The following is a 17,025-nucleotide window of genomic DNA, read 5'->3' on the forward strand; positions in this document are numbered from 1 at the left end:
CCTACAACGGGTCGGCCTACGCCTACCTCGGAGCCGGCACCACGGACAGCTGGCCCGCCGCGCCGACCGACTCCGCCGGCCACTTCAAGGGCGCGCTGAGCGACTTCGCGATCTTCAACTACGCCCTCGGCGCGGGCACCATCGCCGCCCAGTACCGCGCCGCGACCACCTCGGGACCCCCCGGGGGCATCGACGCCGCCGGCGCCTACCGCTCCACCGTCGTCCAGAACGGGGCATACGGCTACTGGCGCCTCAACGACCCCTCGGGATCGTGGTACGCGCTCGACGAGCTCGGCACCGCGCTGCCCGACGGCACCTCCGGCACCTACCAGGACGTCGTCCTGAACGCCGACGGTCCCACCAGCGACTACAACAACCAGCGCTCCGCCGTCTTCAACGGCAGCACTTCCTTCCTACGGCTGCCCGCGGACGCCGCCCCCAGCAAGGGCCCGGCCAGCATGGAGCTCTGGTTCAAGACCACCGACGGCGGGCCGCTGTACAGCTACCAGGACTGGCCGGTCGACACCCCGCGGCCCTCCTACGCCCACTGGAACGACGCGCTGTACGTCGGTTCGGACGGCCGCCTGCACGGCCAGTTCTGGATGGGCTGGTCCGGCTACACGCTGACCTCCGACCGCACCGTCAACGACGGGAACTGGCACCAGGCCGTCCTGACGGCCGACGACAGCGGCCAGACCCTGTACCTGGACGGCCGCCAGAGCGCGGTCGACACCGGCGGTCGCACGATCACCTTCAACGGCAGCGCGTACGCCTACCTCGGCGCGGGCGAGACGGAGGGTTGGCCCAGCACGGCCGGGAGCCACTTCAACGGCTCGATCGCCGAGGCCTCCTACTACCGGACCCGGCTCGACGCCGACACCGTCGCGGCGCACTACAGGTCCATGGGCAACGGCGGCACCGCCGCTCCCGTCACCAGCGCCCTCGTCACCGACCCGACCGGCAGCACGCTCGCCTTCCGCTACGACGCCCGTTCGGGCAAGAAGATCTCCACCACCGACGCCTACGGCAACACCACGCGCTACAGCTACGACACCGGCGGATTCCTGCACACCGTCACCGATCCCGACGGGCACACCCTGACGACCGGGCACGACGCCCGCGGCAACGTGGTCTCCCGGACCACCTGCCAGGACTCCACCCACTGCCAGACCACCTACGCCCAGTACTACCTCGACGGCACCGCCGATCACCTGGGCGCCGCGAACGACACGATGCTCAGCCAGGCCGACGGCCGGTCCGCAGGCCCCGACGACGCGACCTACCGCACCGGCTACGCCTACGACGGCAACGGCGGTCTCAGCCAGGTCACCGTTCCGGCCACGGCCGACTTCCCGCAGGGCCGGACCAGCTACGTCGCCCGGACCTCCGGCACCGAGCCGGCCGTCGGGTCCGATGGCCAACCGGCTGCGGGCACCCAGCCCCCGGGTCTCCTCGCCTGGCAGTCCCCGTACGTCGACCGGGCCTCGTACCCCGACCAGGCATCTGTGCCGGCGGGCCTGAGCACCCGCCGCTCCTACAACGCCGCGGGCGACGTCACCAAGACCGTCACACCCCTCGGCCTGACCACCACCTACACCTACAACAACCTCGGACGGCTGACCTCCTCCACCGAGACCTGCACCGACTGCGGGCCGGGGCAGACCCCGACCACCGCCACCACCACCTACACCTGGGACGGCCAGGGCAACCCGGTCACCCAGACCGACCCCGCGACCACCGACGCCGTCACCGGAACGGTCCACACCGCGCGGACCACGATGGCCTACGACCAGGACGGCAACGTCACCAGCCGGACCACTGCGGACCTCACCGGCGGCGACAGCCCGCGCACCACGTCCTGGACCTACGCGCCGACCCTCAGCCGCGTCTCGAAGACCACGGACCCGGCCGGTCGCTCCACGAGCTACACCTACGACAAGTACGGCAACACGGAGACCATGACCGACCCGGCCGGCACCAGGTACCGGTACTCGTACTCCCCGATGGGACAGCTCCAGCAGACCGGCATCGAGAACTACACCGGAAACCCCACCGATCCGGTCGGTTCCCGCTGGCAGGTGATCGAATCACGCGCGTACGACCCCGCCGGACGCCTCGCCACCGTCACCGACGCGATGGGGCGGACCACCCACACCTACTACAACGACGACAACGCCGTCGCCGAGATCGACGCCGACGGAGTCCACACCTTCGACCCCGTCGCCCAGAAGTTCGACGGTGGTCTGCGCAACATCGTCCTCCAGAAGAACACCTATGACGGGGCCGGCAACCTGGTCCAGCGCACCAGCGGAGGCGGCAAGACCACCGTCGTCAACACCTGGGACGCGGCCGGGCGCGCCGCGAGCACCGTGACGGACCCGGGCGGACTGAACCGGACCAGCAGCAACGCCTACGACGCGGCCGGCAACGTGGTGCGCTCCACCACCGCCGACGCCACCCAGAGCCGCGAGACCGCCTTCACCTACGACCTCGCGGGCAACGTCACGGCCCAGACGGTCAGGAACGCGCCGCAGGACTCGACGACCACCTTCACTTACGACCAGCGAGGCCTGCCGCTGTCGCGGACCAGTCCGAACGGCAACGTCCCGGGCGCCACCGCGGCCGCCTACACCGCCACGTACCTCCACGACGTCGCGGGCCGCCGGATCGTCATGACCTCGCCGCCGGTCACCACCACCACGTTCAACCCCGCCACGGGACAGCCACTCACCCTGACCGTCGCCCCCCAGGACCGGACCGGCTACAACGTCTTCGGCGAGACCACCTCGGCCAAGGACGCGGCCGGGAACGTCACCACGCTCACCCACACCTTCGACGCGGCCGGCGAGCACCTGGCCGTCGCGGCCAACTCCTACACGGCCCCCGACGGCAGCGGTGCCTTCACCGCCGTCACCCGCACCGACTACGACGTCATGGGCAGGCCCAAGGTCCTCACGGACGCCAAGGGCAACACCACCACCCACACCTACGACCAGTTCGGCAACCTCGTCCAGAGTGACCTGCCGGCGGTGGGCGGCGTGACGCCGAGGTGGCGCTACACCTACGACCTCGCCGGCGAGACGCAGTCCGCCACCGACCCGACCGGCGCGGTCGTCCTCACGACGTACGACGACCTCGGCCGCGCCGTCACCCTCAGCAAGCAGGTCCGCCAGACCACCCACACCGGCACGGCGGGCACCCCCGCCGTGTACACCGGGAGCTTCGGCTACGACGACGCCGGAAACCGCACCACCATCGTCACCCCGGGCCGGTCCACCAGCTCCGTCGCCTACAACGCGGCCGGGGAGCGGGTCGCTTCCACCGACCCGCTCGGGAACACCACCACCACGGCCTACGACCTGGTCGGAGCCCCGGTGCGCACCACCGCGCCCGCCGACACCCCCGGAGGGACCGGGCGCTCCGTCACCACGACGTACGACCGGGCGGGCCGCCCGATCGGCACCGCGAGCCTGGACGCGAACGGGGTGACCGTCTCGTCCGGCAGCGTCCAGTACGACGCCGACGGGAACACCGTGGCGGTCACCGACGCCGACGGCAACACCAGCCGGGCCGAGTACAACGCGCTCGGCCAGGTGGTCCGCCAGGTGCAGCCGGTCGACGCCACCCACACCATCACCACCGCCTCCGGCTACGACCCGGTCGGCCACCGGAGCGTGTACACCGACGGCAACGGCCAGAGCACGTACACCACGTACAACACCCTCGGACTCGCGGAATCCATCGTCGAGCCCGCCACCTCCGCCTACCCCAACCTCGCCGACCGCACCTACACCACGGTGTACGACGCGAACCTGCGCCCGGTCACCACGCTGAAGCCCGGTGGCGTGAAGAACCAGAACACCTACGACGCCGCCGGACGGCTCACCGTCCAGACCGGCACCGGCGGAGAGGCACCGACGCCGACCCGGACCATCGGTTACGACCTCGACGGGCGGATCACCTCGGTCTCCACGCCGGCCGGACCCCAGACGTTCAGCTACGAGGACCGCGGCCTGCTGTGGAGCAGCTCCGGACCGCAGGGACAGGCCAGCTTCGACTACAACCCCGACGGCCTGCTCACCTCCCGCACCAACGCGACGGGAACGGCGGCCTTCGGCTACGACGCCGCGGGCCGGATGACGAGCTTCGCGGATCCGCTCACCGGAGGAACGCTCGGCTACACCTACTACCCGTCGGGAGCCGTCAAGTCCATCGACTACGGCACCGGTACCACCCGCTCGTTCACCTACGACGGGAAGCAGAACGTCACGAGTGACACCCTCACGGCCGCCGGTACCACCAAGGCATCCCTCACCTACAGCTACTACGCCTCCGGGCGACTGAAGACCCAGAACACCACCGCCCTCGCCGGAACCGCCAGCGCCAGCTTCAGCTACGACCAGGCCGGCCGGCTGTCCAGCTGGAACAAGGGTGCCACCAGCACCGCCTACGGCTACGACGACAACGGCAACCTCACCAAGTCGGGCGCCACGACGGCGACCTACAACCAGCGCAACCAGCTGCTCACCGCCGGCGCCAGCACCTTCACGTTCACCCCGCGCGGCACCAGGTCCTCCGTCACCACCGGCGGCACCACCACCAGCGCCGGCTACAACGCCTTCGACGAACTCGTCACCCAGGGCGGCCGGAGCTACGCCTACGACGGCCTGGGCCGGCTCTCCACCACCACCGGCCGCTCGTTCGGCTACGACGACACGACGAATCACCCCGTCTCCGACGGGACGGAGCGTTACAGCCGCACACCGGACGGAGGCCTGGCCGCCGTCGGGTCCGCCGGCAACGCCGCCTTCGCCTACAGCAACCGCCACGGCGACCTGGTCGGCACCTTCACCTCCGCAGGCACCACCATGGTGAGCTCCGCGGCGTACGACCCGTGGGGCAAGCCCGAGGGCAGCTCGGGAGCGGGCAGCAGGATCGGCTACCAGGGCGGCTGGACCGATCCGGCCAGCGGTCAGGTCAGTACGGCGAGCCGCTGGTACGACCCCGCCACCGCAGAGTTCACCAGCCGCGACTCCGCCCCCCTGTCCACCGCCACCTCGGCGGCGGCCAACCTCTACGCGTATGCCAACGGCGATCCGATGAACGCCGCCGACACCAGCGGCCACCGCTCCTGCCACCCGATCCCCGTTCCGACCCCGAGGGGAGGCGGCCCCGGCGGCGGCAACACCGGGGGCCCGACGCCCCCCGCTCAGTCCGCGCCGCCCTCTTCGGCACCCGCGCCGCAGAGTGCGCCGGCCCCGGACTACGGTCTGGCGGCCCGTCAGGAGCTCGACCTGCAGAGGATGCTGGCGAAGGACCGCCAGGACAGCTTCCTCCACTCGTACACGGGTGGCTGGCAGCCCTACTACGGCAACAACTGGGTCACCGGCGGCGGCCTGAGCGCGCTGGGCGGGTGGGGAGCCTGGAACTTCCTCAGCGGCGTAGCCTCCGATTTCGCCTTCTTCGGCGGGATGGCCCTCAATCCCTTCGCCCGCAACAGCTGCGACACCCCCACCGGTGCCCCGCCCCGCACCCCGCCCCGCACCCCGACCCCTACCCCGACCCGCCCGCCCGCCGTCGACCCCCACACCATCACCCCCAAGCCCTGCACGGCCTGCTCCACCCCGACCCCGGGCGGGACCCTCCTCAACGGGCCGCAGCTGGGGCAGACACAGCCGGGCATCGCGGAGCAGCTCGACCTCGACGCCGCCACGCTGCAGCAGATGGCCGCGACGGAGGCCGCGATCCTGCAGGGTTCCACCCAGACCTTCGACTTCTCCGGCAACACCAACGCGGATGCATGGGGGTGCCCGGGAGGAGGGAGGAAGGACTACTTCCCACGTGACACGGCCAACGGAAAACGGGCGACCGGAGTCGAAGCGTGCCTGACTCTGGCGAGCATCAAGAACGGGAGCGCCGCGAAACAGGAGGGCGTACCCGGCTACAAGTGGGCGCAGAAGCTTGCGACCGGTGATCTCGGGGCCCAAAACGAGAGGTACTCCGTGAACGCGTGCCACCTTCTGGGAGACCAGTTGGGCGGAAGGGGAGTGCTCGCGAACCTGGCGACCTGCGGCCGGTCGACGAACGCGCCCAGGCAGGATCTCTTCGACCCGGGCCGCGACGGTCCGATGACCGCGTTCGAGGGTCTGGTCAGGCTGGAGGTGGAAGCCGGGCAGCAGGTGCTCTACCGGGTCCAGCCCAAGTACCAGGGGAACCGGACCGTGCCCTACGCGTTCTTCATGGAAGCCCTGAGCACGACCGGTCACCTGGAGCTGAGCATCGTTCCGAACGTCATCTACAACCGGCACACGGGTGACTGGGTGAACATCGGCCTGACCTCGTGCTCGTCCTGCTCGGACCCGCTGCCGACACCGGGGGTGAAATAGTGACGGGGCCGGATCGGAGTGAAGGGGAGGACGGAATGCGTCCAGCAGTGAGGGCTCTCGTCGAGTTGATGCCGCCGCACGAAGGTGCCGGCGACCTCGTCGACTGGGACGAGGCGGAGACCGCGCTCGGTGTGCCGCTGCCGGGCGACTTCCGGGACTTCCTCACCGTGTACGGAGTGGGGACGATCGACAACCGGCTGGAGATCGCCTCCCTCGAAGCCGGGGAGTCCGACAGGGTGGACATCCCCGCCATGACACGGCATGCGTCCGGCGACCGAGGGACCGAGGAGAGCGGCGCCCGCCGGCCCCTGCGGCCGGAGCCGGGATCCCTCATCGGTTGGGGCAGGTTGAAGAGCTACGGGGATACGTACGGGCTCCTGTACTGGCGGATGGACGGGCCCGACCCGGACCTCTGGCCGGTGGTGGTCCGCAAGCACGGAGTCGAGGGATTCACCGAACACCCCCGGGGGATGGCGGACTTCCTGGGTCGGCTCCTCCAGGATGCGGGCTCCCTGCCCTGGGACCAGCGGGACGTCTTCGGCGCACCGCATTCCCGGTTCGTCCACCGGCGGGAGGAAGAGCGGCTGAACGCCGAGGGCATCGACCCCTGGGAGTACCTGGACGACCTGTACGAGGAACTGGACGACCCGGACGAGGACGTCGCCGTCGAGATCACCAGCCCGAGCGGGGAGACCACCGTCTACCGGCGCGGTGAGGTCCCGGCCGACATCGCGGCGGACCTGGCACGGATGCGGGAGCACCTGACGGTGCCGGACAACGGCGAACTTCGGCCGGCCGTCGGGCTCCCGACGCCGGTGGCCGCGATTCCGAACCTGACGTTCCTGGGCCTCGGATTCCGTGACGGGACGCTGGAGATCACGGCGTCGATCGCTCTGGGGTCGCCGGACTCCGGGCCCCTGCAACTGTCCGCACCGTTGCAGGTGTCCGTGCGGATCTCGGGACCGCAGGGGGGACCGGGGGAGCAGGTCGCGACCGTGGAGACGTCATCCACGACGGGCCGCATCGAGGTCACGAGGGAGCGCCCGCACACCTTCTCGGTGAAGGTTCCGGCTTCCGGGTCGCTGTGGGAGGGCGGCCGGCTGATGTCGGACCTGGCGACGGGCGCCGGCGGTGCCTCGGTGGTGCTGAGCGTCACCGACGACGGTGTCGGCGCCTTCCGGAGGGCCGTCGGTGTCACCGTGACTCCGGGCGCCGAGAACATCCTCCGTGCTTCCTGGCCGCCCCAGGTGTGACTCGACGCATGACCGGACGGCCCGTACCCGCGGTCGCACGGCGGCCCGGGCACTCGCACCGCCCACCCGCCTGCGGCAGCGGGGGACACGTCCTGACGGCGGCGGCCGGAACCGACGTCCGACGGGGTCTTCCAGCGGTCAGGTTTCGACGACGACGCGTACGGTGGCCAGGGTGTCGTCGGCGCTGTCCGGGATGAGCATGCCCGCCTCGATCCCGCTGCGCAGGTAGTCGAGGACGTCGGCGTCGAGGCGTTCGCCGGGCAGGGCCGCGGGGATTCCGGGCGGGTACGGGGTGAGCATCTCCGCGGCGATCCGGCCGGCGGCCTTCTCGACGGGCACCTGTTCGGTGGGGCCGAAGAACGCGTCGCGCGGCAGCAGCACCTGCTCCAGACGGAGCTGCTGCGGGTCGGGGACGTGGATGCGGGGCGGGGGCCCCAGGTCCGCGGCGATCGCGATGAGCTCGGTGAGGCCGCGCACGAGGACGTCGGTGGTGACGGTGTCGTCGGCGTGGCTGAGCTGTGCGCTGATGCGGCGGTGGTCGCAGATGTGGAGGGTGAGCTGATGGTGGGAGCGCAGCCAGTCACCGGCCCGGTAGCCGCCGGTGCCCAGGGCGGAGACGTCGATGATGACCTGGAGCGGGTCGAGGTCGGCCGCGAGGCGGGGCCCGCAGAAGTCGTCACGGCCGTGGACGTGCAGGCCCTCCAGCGCGTCGATGCGGGCACGTACGTCGTCCGCGAGGCCGAGCGCGCGGTCGTAGAGGGTCCGGCCGTGCTGGACCATCTGCCGGCGCCAGCCGTCGAGGGCGGCGTAGACCAGGGTGGAGGGGCTGGTGGTACCGAGCAGGTCCTCGCGCTGCTTGAGGGCCGTGGCCTCGACCAGGTCGCCCTGCAGGTGGAAGACGGAGCTCTGCTCCAGGGCCGAACCCATCTTGTGGACGGAGGTGACGCACACGTCCGCGCCGGCGTCCATGGCCCACCTCGGCAGCCGGGGGTGGAAGGGCAGGTGCGCGCCCCAGGCCTCGTCCACGATCAGCGGCTTGCCGCGCTCGTGGCACACCTCGGCGATCGCTTCCAGGTCGGCGCACGTCCCGTACGGGGTGGGCGAGGTGACCAGCGCGCCCTTGACGGTGGGGTGGCGGTCGAGGGCGGCGCGGAAGGAGTCGGCGGACGGCGGGTGGGCCAGGTGCAGGTCCGGGTCCCAGGCGGGTTCGACCCAGATCGGGCGGATGCCGGCGAGGATGAGTCCGGCGACGACGGACTTGTGGGCGTCACGGCCCACCAAGAGCTCCTCGTGGGGGCCGGCGACGGCGAGCATCGCGGCCTTCACCGAGAGGGAGCTGCCGCAGGTGGAGAAGAAGGTGTGGTCGGCGCCGACGGCTTCGGCCATCAGGGCCTGGGCGTGCTGGAGGATGCCGCGGGAGTCCAGGCGGTCGTCCAGACCGCCGGTGGCCAGCACGTCCGCGCGGAAGACGTCGGCGCCGAGCGCCTCCAGGACGCGGGGATCGGTGCCTCGGCCCTGTTTGTGGCCGGGCGGGGTGAAGGTGGTCAGCGGGTTGGCGTGGAACGCCGTGAGGGCTTCGAGCACCGGTGCCTGGGACTGATCCATGCCCGCGCGTCTGCCCGCGCCTGCCACCGGGAAACGGCCGCCCCTCGCCCCGCCCCGCCCCGCCCCTCGCCGCGCCCCGTCGAACGGCCGGGCCCCGTCGAACGGCCGGGCCCCGCCGCCGGAACCGGCGGCGGAGCCCGGCACCCGCCCGGGCGTCTCCCGGGGCTCCCGGGCCCCGGCACCCGCGCGGGGTCAGGCCGCGGTCTCGGGCGGCGGCGGGAACCGGTCCCAGACGCGGTGCGCGGCGAGGAGCGTCGTGATCCGGGCGAGGACGTCCTCGCGGTCGTCGCCGAGCACGACGCCCGGCGCGTCGGTGGGGATGCCCGCCGCCGTGAGGGCCCGTTCGGCCGAGCCCCAGCCGCCGATGGCCTTGGAGTGCCGCCAGGCCTCGGAGAGCAGCAGGGTGATGCGGGGGTCGACCGTGGCGCCCGGCCCGGTGGGGGCGCCGGCTTTGGCGTCGCGTCCGCCGTCGGCATCCAGACCGGGGGCGGGCGCGCCGGCGAGGATGACGGCGTCGAACTCGACCGAGCGGGCCGTGGCGAAGGTCCGCTGCACGGTGACGGGTTCGTCGCCGTCAGCGGACAGCGTCCCGCCGACCGGGGCGATCACGAGGGGGACCAGGTCCGCGTCGAGCGCGGCCCGGCGTACGGCGGCGAGCGCGCCCGCGTCACCGTCCGTGACGCCGTCCGGGTGGGCGACGATGCCGATGACGCGGCCTTCGGTGGGCCACTGCCGGCCGGTCTGGGACAGGGCGGGACTGGGCGTCACCTCGGCGAGCGGCTCGGTGGGCTGCGGAGCGGGCAGGCCCAGGCCCCGGGCGACCTGGGCGCACAGGTGGGGATCGATGTTGGCGAGGACCCGGAGCGTGCGTTCCTTGATCGCCTGCTCGTAGCACTTGTTCAGCTCGAAGGTGTACGCGGCGATGATGTGCTCGCGCTCGACCGGGCTCATGCTCGCCCAGAACAGCCGCGGCTGGCTGAAGTGGTCGGCGAACGACGCGGGCGCTTCACGGACCTTGGCGGCGGCCGCGATCGGGGTGGGGTGCTCGATGAACGCGTGATCGGCGGCTCCCGCGAAGAAGGGGCAGCCTCCGTCGAGCGAGTTCGGCTTGTACGGGGCGGTACCGGAGTGGACGGCGTCCTGGTGGAAGCCGTCGCGCAGCATGTCGTTGACGGGCGCGTGGGTGCGGTTGATCGGGATCTGCGCGAAGTTCGGGCCGCCGAGACGGGTGAGCTGGGTGTCGAGGTAGGAGAACAGCCGCCCGGCGAGCAGCGGGTCGTCGGTGACGTCGATACCCGGCACCAGATGGCCGACGTGGAAGGCGACCTGCTCCACCTCGGCGAAGAAGTTCGTCGGGTTCGCGTTCAGGGTGAGCAGGCCGACCGGCCGCACGGGGGCGAGCTCCTCCGGGACGATCTTCGTCGGGTCGAGGAGGTCGATGCCCTCGAAGGTCTGCTCCGGGGTGTCCGGGAACGTCTGGATGCCCAGCTCCCACTGGGGGAAGGCACCGGCCTCGATGGCGTCGTACAGGTCCCGGCGGTGGAAGTCGGGGTCCGTACCGGCGATCAGCTGGGCTTCCTCCCACAGCAGCGAGTGCACGCCGAGCCGGGGCTTCCAGTGGAACTTCACCAGGGTGGTGGCGCCGTCGGCGTCGACGAGGCGGAAGGTGTGGACCCCGAAGCCCTCCATGGTGCGGTACGAGCGGGGGATGCCCCGGTCGGACATGTTCCACAGGGTGTGGTGGGTGGCCTCGGTGTGCAGCGAGACGAAGTCCCAGAAGGTGTCGTGGGCGGACTGCGCCTGGGGGATCTCCCGGTCGGGGTGCGGTTTGGCGGCGTGGACGACGTCGGGGAACTTGATCGCGTCCTGGATGAAGAACACCGGGATGTTGTTGCCGACCAGGTCGAAGACGCCCTCGGAGGTGTAGAACTTCGTGGCGAAGCCCCGGGTGTCGCGGACGGTGTCCGCCGACCCGCGGGAGCCGAGCACGGTCGAGAACCGCACGAACACCGGCGTCTGGACGTCCTCTCCCAGGAACGCGGCCTTGCAGACCCCGGACGCGGTGCCGTAGCCCCGGAAGACGCCGTGCGCGGCGGCGCCGCGCGCGTGGACGACGCGCTCCGGGATCCGCTCGTGGTCGAAGTGGGTGATCTTCTCGCGCAGGTGCTGGTCCTGCAGCAGCACGGGGCCGCGCGGCCCCGCCTTCAGCGAGTGGTCGCTGTCGGGCAGACGGGTGCCCCGGGCGGCGGTGAGGAACGCGCCGTCCTGCGACCGTGCGGCCGGCCCGGCGGCAGTGTCACGGCCCGTGGCGCTGACCGGCCGCGGCGCGGCCTGGTCGGGCTTGGGCGGCAGCGGACCGCCGGGATCGACCGGTTCCTCCACGGGCGGCGGGACGGCGGCGGGAGCCCCGGGCGTCTCCGGACGCCCGGACGGGAGCGCTGCCTCCACCACGTCCGCCACCTTGTCGACGATCTTCTTCACGGGTCCGGGCTCGTTCACGGTCTTCTCCCAGCGTCATCGGTTGCGCCATTGCCGGTTCGGCGTCTGCCCCCGGCCTCCCGTCCGACACCGTCCCGCCGCAGCCAACTGAGGACGGAGCCCCCGGGACCGGCGTCGACGCACCCGTCAGCGGCCGATGCCGGCGGCCGATGCCGGCGGCTGACGTGCAGGGTGCCGACGTGGCCGCGCGCGGGCACGGCACCGCTCACCCCGCCGGCGCCACCGCCCGAGGGCTGCTGCGCCCGCTGCGGGATCGCCGACGGGCGCCGTCGCCCTGCTGAGCCTCGCTCGGGGGCGGCGACGACGCCCTACTCGGCGCTTGCGCAGCCACCCGCCCCCGCAAACCCCGCAGGGGCGCCCCGCCGGGCTCCCGGACCGCGAGTGGCGCGAGCTCGCCCCCGCACTGCTGCGCTGAGGCGGGCCGAACGAACGGTCCGGGCCGGTCTGCGCCGCGCTCCACAGCGGAGACCCGCGGGGGAGGGACGGTCGTCTGACGGGGGTTCAGGACGCTCGGGGAGTGTCCAGGGCGAGGTCCGCGCGCATTTCATGACGCAAATCCCTGAGAGTGTCGAACCATTCCTGGCAGTCACTTCTCAGCTCGTCCCAGCTGTTGTAGACCTGTCCCGCATTCAGCTTGTCGACCAGGGTGCGATATCCCCGCATGGTCTTGTCCGAGAGCGCCACGATATGCGGTGGAGCGGTGATGGAGATCTGGTAGCGAAGCTCGAACACCCCGCCCTCCCGGTATGCCGCACCGGCTGCTCTGGCCCGTTCCGGCCAGGGCTCGGAGCTCGTGACCACGGCGGCATGGATCTCGTTCCAGGTGCGTGCCGCGGCCGCGAGGTACGAGGCGTAGAGCTCGCGCTTCACCGTATTGCTCCGCACCGCCTGTTCCCGGCGCCACCTGGCACGGTCGGTGAGCATCGTGGTTCCGACACCGACCACCGCACCGGTGATCGTGCCGACTATCGTCCCCCAGTCCATCGCCACAGCATAGGGCTGCGCCCTCTGCGGGCCGGGTGCCTGGTCCGGGCCTCTCCCTCGGCCGGGGGGCGGCCTGGGGCCTTTCTTTCGGATCTTGCCGGGCGGGCGACGAGATCCGAAAGAGAGGCCCTAGCCTGAAGGGAGAGACATGGCGGGCCCGCGCTCTTCGAGGCGTCGCACCCGAACCCCTCCCGCGTGGAAAGGGGGCCTCCGTCATGACCACTCAAGCCCTTCAGTTCACCTTAGAGACCGTCGATGACTCCGCCGTCCTGGGGCAGTCCTTCCTCACCGTGGATGGCGCCGGGGAGCCTGCCGTCGCCTACGTGATCGGTACGTCGGTCGGCGCCGCCGTGAGGGTGGCCCGTCGGCACAACGGTCACTGGACGCACGAGAACACGGGCGGCTTCCCCGCGGGGGACGACGTGCGGATCAGTCTGAGCTTCGACTCGGGCGGCGTTCCGCACATCGCCTACCGGGACGGCGACAGCGGCAACGCGATGTTCGGCACCAGAGGCGATGACGGCGGCTGGTCCCTCGAGCCGATCCCCACCCAGGCCGGGCTCATCGTGCGCTCCGCAGCCGATGTCTCCATGCAGATCGAACCCAACCTGAACGATCCGCCCTTCGCCGACACCCCGACCGTCGGGTACCGCGACGCGTTCAACGGCGACTCCGCGGCGGTCGCGCGGAAGGTCGGCGGATCCTGGCAGATCAGCGGCGTGGACGCGCCGAGCGATGTGCGGACCGGCCTGTCGCTGGCCTTCGACAGCAGCGCCGGGCTCAGACTCGCGTACTTCCAGGGCTTCGACGACGGCTCGCCGGTGATCCCGCAACCGCTGAAGCTGGCGCAGGAAGAGGTCAGCGACGCCGGAGACCCCCACCCGCCCACCTTCGTCAGCCGCGTGATCGACCCGGACATGCGCGCCGCCGAGAGCGTGTCCATGGCCCGGGGCCTCTTCTCCAAGGTGCTCGTCGCGTATGCCGACGTCCGGACCCGCACCGTGCGTGCCTGGTCCAGTTCGTTCGGCTCGGAGCCGAGGATCGAGGTGGTCGCCGAGGGCAACGACGCCAACGGCCCCCGGTTCCCCTCCGCCGCGGGCGACCCGCACCAGACCCTGTTCATCGCCTACCTCGACGACGGTCAGGTCGTGCTCGCCAGACGCGGACCCGCGGGGTGGACCAGTCAGCCGGTCGCCACCGGCGACGGCTGGCCGTCCCTGGAGTTCGGCAAGGACGGCACGGCTCACCTCGCCTACGGAACCGGGACGTTGATGTACGCACGCGCCACCGTGGGCCCCGGCTGACCGCCAGCCCGACCGGCCGGACACGCGCTCGGGGGAGCCGGGCCTGCGCCGAGCGCGGAAACCGGACGCCTCGGGGGCCGTCCGGCGGACCCCGGCGGTCGAGCGCGGCAGCATCGCACCGGCTCCCCGGGCGGCGTGGACCAGGAAGTATGCGGCCCTCGTCTTCGCACAGCCACCATGACCTCGCGGCTTCACACCTGTCGCCCGTGCCAGGTCTTCGCGCGCGGCCAACCAGCCCGGGACCGACCTCCGGGTGTGCTGAGCCCGGTCGAAGGAGGAGGCGGGGGCCGTCGAGCGTTCGATCAGCGATCGGTCGAGCCGACGAGCCCGAACACCAACTGACGCACGTATGCGGCGTCGAGCCCCTCCGAACGGAAGAGGATGCGGTACATCAGGGGGGCGACGACGCGGTCGAGGACCGTCTCGGTATCGGGCGCGTCCTCCCCACGGCCGGCCGCGCGATCGAGGATGACGTCGATCTGCTCGGCCGCGTAGGCCGAGCACTGGCCTGCGTTGGGGCCGTCCGGGTCGCCGAGCAGGGCATCGCGGACGTAGGCGCGGCCCGTGGGGGTGGACATCTCCTCCAGGAACTGCTCGGCCCAGGCCTCGAGGTCGGACCTCAGGCCGCCCTTGTCCTCCGGCGCCGTCTCGGGCCGCAGCCGCTCGACCGCCACGTCCGACAGCAGCTCCTGCAGGTCGCCCCAGCGGCGGTAGATCGTGGACGGCGTGACCCCGGCGCGGCCGGCCACCAGGGGGACCGTGAGGGCCTCGCGGCCCACCTCGGCCTCGAGTTCGCGCACGGCGGCGTGCACCGAAGCCTGCACCCTGGCGCTGCGCCCACCGGGGCGCACCATGGTCTTTCGGCTCATGGAGGCCATCTTAAAGCAAAGATGCTGCTTCAAGCGCTTGCGTCGGCCCTGGCCGGTGCGGCCCCGGCCGCACCGGCGGCACGTCACACCGCTGCCGGCCGGCGCGCGGGCCGGGTCTGCTCGTAGGCGTGGCCCACCTGCAGCAGCACCGGCTCCCCGAGGGGGCGGCCGAGCAGCTGCATGCCGATGGGCAGGCCTGCCGCGTCATGGCCGACCGGGACGGACAGCGAGGGTATCCCGGTGATGTTGGCGGGGGCGCAGAGGCGTACATAGGCGTCGGAGACCCCCTCGACGGTACCGTCCGACCAGGTGATCGCCGCGTCGTCCGCCCGCACCGCCGTGGCCGGGACCGTCGGGGCGGCGATCACGTCGACGTCCTCCAGCAGGCGGGCCCAGGCCTGCTGCATGAGGGTGCGCGAACGCTGGGCGCGCAGGTAGTCCCCGGCCGGCATCAACGCGCCGGCTTCGAGGAGGATCCGCACGTCGGCCTGGTACAGCTCGGGGACGGCGCGAAGAGTGCGCTCGTGGTAGGCGGTGGCCTCCGGCACCATCAGGCCCCACTGGGTGGCCTGGATGTAGCGCGTCATCGGGATCTCGACCTCGACGAGCTGCGCTCCGAGGCTTTCGAGTTCGGCCGTGGCGCGCCGGACCGCGGCCTCCACCTCCGGGTCGACGTGGTCGAAGTAGTAGTTGCGCGGCACGCCGATGCGCAGGCCCGTCAGTTCCACGGCGCCGCCCGGCCGGTAGCTCGGACCGGAGGTGGTCAGGGAGGCGGGGTCGCGGGGATCGTGGCCGGCCAGGGCGGACAGGACCAGGGCGGCGTCCTCCACGGTGCGGGTGATCGGGCCCACGTGGTCCAGCGACCAGGACAGGGACGTCACACCGTGGCGGGGGACGAGGCCGTAGGTCGGTTTGAGGCCGACGACTCCGTTGAGCGCGGAGGGCACCCGGATCGATCCGCCGGTATCGGTGCCCAGGGCGAAGGTCGCGGCGCCCGCGGCGACGGCGACGGCGGAACCGCCGCTGGAGCCGCCGGCGACCCGGTCCCGGTCCCAGGCGTTGCGGGTCTGCGGGGTGGTCAGGCCGTAGGCGAACTCATGGGTGTGCGTCTTGCCGAGCAGGACCGCGCCGGCCGCGGCCAGGCGCGCGGCGATCGTGCTGTCGGCCTCGGCGCGGTGGTCCGCCCGGACCCGGGAGCTGGCCGTGGTGGCCGCGCCGGCCACGTCGATCAGGTCCTTCAGCCCCATGGGGATGCCATGCAACGGACCGCGCAGACGGCCGGCCGTGACGTCCCGCTCGGCCTCACGCGCTGCCCGGCGGGCGTCCTCGGCCATGACGGTGACGTAGGCCTGAAGGTGCGGTTCCACCTGCTCGAGGCGGTCGAGGACGGAGTCCACCAGTTCGACGGGGGACAGCTCCCGTGCCCGGATCGCGTCGGCGGCTGCGGCGACGGACAGTTCATACGGCTGCATCGTTCTTCTCCTCTGCGGCGCGGTAGGCGGCGGCGGGCGGGGTGTCCGCGAAGTCCAGCTCCCGCAGGACCGCGACGACGGACTGGATGTGGTCGGCGGTGGCGGCCACTGCGGCGAGCCGGTCGGCCGGCAGGGGGAGACCGGCGCGGTCGGCCCAACGGGCCGCCTCCGAGGGCGTGAGTTCGGCAGCGGACATGAACGTTCTCTCCTGATCGGACTGAGAGGGCCTGATCGGCCCTGAGGAGACCCGGCCGGCCCTGAGGGGGCCGGAGCGGGGGAGCGGTCCTGGGTGACCGGGCAGCCGGGGAAGCCCTCCACGCCAAAAGCCAAGGGTTTGCTTTAGCTGACGCTAGGTCCTACGGTGGATTAAAGCAAACCGATTGCGTTTAGCGGGAGGGGGCACATGCCCAACGCCACGTCGGAAGCGCCCGCGCCGGCCTACGCCCCGTCACCCCCACCCGCGCGACCTCCTTCGCCCCCGACGCGTCGGTCCTCGCCCCACTCCTGGCCGCCCCCAGCGCGCCGACGCCGCACTCCGCACTTCGCATTCCGCACGCCGCACTCCGCACCGCGGACGACCACCTCCACCGCGACCACTGACGAGCAAAGGAACGACGGACCATGAAGGCTTCACCGGCCGACCGGACCACCGC

General features: G+C 71.9%; 9 protein-coding genes. 3 read left to right on the plus strand and 6 right to left on the minus strand.

Annotation, left to right across the window (positions count from 1 at the left end):
• Both MCM47_RS37805 and MCM47_RS37810 read left to right on the plus strand, forming a co-directional pair.
• The coding region (locus tag MCM47_RS37805) for an RHS repeat-associated core domain-containing protein (RefSeq protein ID WP_255753348.1) at window positions 1-6,386 on the plus strand (6,386 nt) is incomplete at its 5' end.
• A gap of 68 nt (window positions 6,387-6,454) precedes the next feature.
• Entirely contained in the window at window positions 6,455-7,639 is a 1,185-nt protein-coding gene (locus tag MCM47_RS37810) for an SMI1/KNR4 family protein (RefSeq protein WP_238951517.1), read from the plus strand.
• A 138-nt stretch (window positions 7,640-7,777) separates the two neighbouring features.
• Here the strand turns inward: MCM47_RS37810 and MCM47_RS37815 are convergent, their stop codons facing one another.
• The 3 genes from MCM47_RS37815 to MCM47_RS37825 all read right to left on the minus strand — a co-directional run bounded on the left by MCM47_RS37815 (window position 7,778) and on the right by MCM47_RS37825 (window position 12,727).
• On the minus strand, window positions 7,778-9,244 hold the full coding sequence (locus MCM47_RS37815) for an aminotransferase class I/II-fold pyridoxal phosphate-dependent enzyme (RefSeq protein WP_238951518.1): 1,467 nt from the start codon (window positions 9,242-9,244) through the stop codon (window positions 7,778-7,780).
• A 192-nt stretch (window positions 9,245-9,436) separates the two neighbouring features.
• Window positions 9,437-11,743, minus strand: a complete 2,307-nt coding sequence (locus MCM47_RS37820; RefSeq protein ID WP_308222620.1) for a catalase — start codon at window positions 11,741-11,743, stop codon at window positions 9,437-9,439.
• A 501-nt stretch (window positions 11,744-12,244) separates the two neighbouring features.
• Window positions 12,245-12,727 carry a hypothetical protein gene (locus MCM47_RS37825; RefSeq protein ID WP_238951519.1) on the minus strand — a complete coding sequence of 161 codons (483 nt, stop codon included), beginning with the start codon at window positions 12,725-12,727 and terminating at the stop codon, window positions 12,245-12,247.
• 215 nt (window positions 12,728-12,942) lie between these two features.
• On the opposite strand from MCM47_RS37825, the gene MCM47_RS37830 reads away from it, so the two are divergent.
• Window positions 12,943-14,031 (plus strand): hypothetical protein, encoded by a 1,089-nt coding sequence (locus tag MCM47_RS37830; protein ID WP_238951520.1) that lies wholly within the window; start codon window positions 12,943-12,945, stop codon window positions 14,029-14,031.
• A gap of 302 nt (window positions 14,032-14,333) precedes the next feature.
• On the opposite strand, the gene MCM47_RS37835 is transcribed toward MCM47_RS37830, so the two are convergent.
• From MCM47_RS37835 to MCM47_RS37845, 3 genes are all read right to left on the minus strand, one after another.
• Window positions 14,334-14,900, minus strand: coding sequence for a TetR/AcrR family transcriptional regulator (locus MCM47_RS37835; RefSeq protein WP_238951521.1), 567 nt, complete (start codon window positions 14,898-14,900; stop codon window positions 14,334-14,336).
• Between the two features lie 83 nt (window positions 14,901-14,983).
• Window positions 14,984-16,372, minus strand: a complete 1,389-nt coding sequence (locus MCM47_RS37840) for an amidase (protein ID WP_238951522.1) — start codon at window positions 16,370-16,372, stop codon at window positions 14,984-14,986.
• The gene (locus MCM47_RS37845) at window positions 16,359-16,568 is read right to left on the minus strand and encodes a hypothetical protein (protein ID WP_238951523.1); all 210 of its coding nucleotides are present in this window, start codon (window positions 16,566-16,568) and stop codon (window positions 16,359-16,361) included. The genes MCM47_RS37840 and MCM47_RS37845 overlap by 14 nt, the downstream gene beginning before the upstream one ends.
• Window positions 16,569-17,025: the final 457 nt, after the last annotated feature.

Origin of the sequence: Kitasatospora sp. A2-31 (assembly GCF_022288725.1) — a bacterium.
GTDB lineage: Bacteria > Actinomycetota > Actinomycetes > Streptomycetales > Streptomycetaceae > Kitasatospora.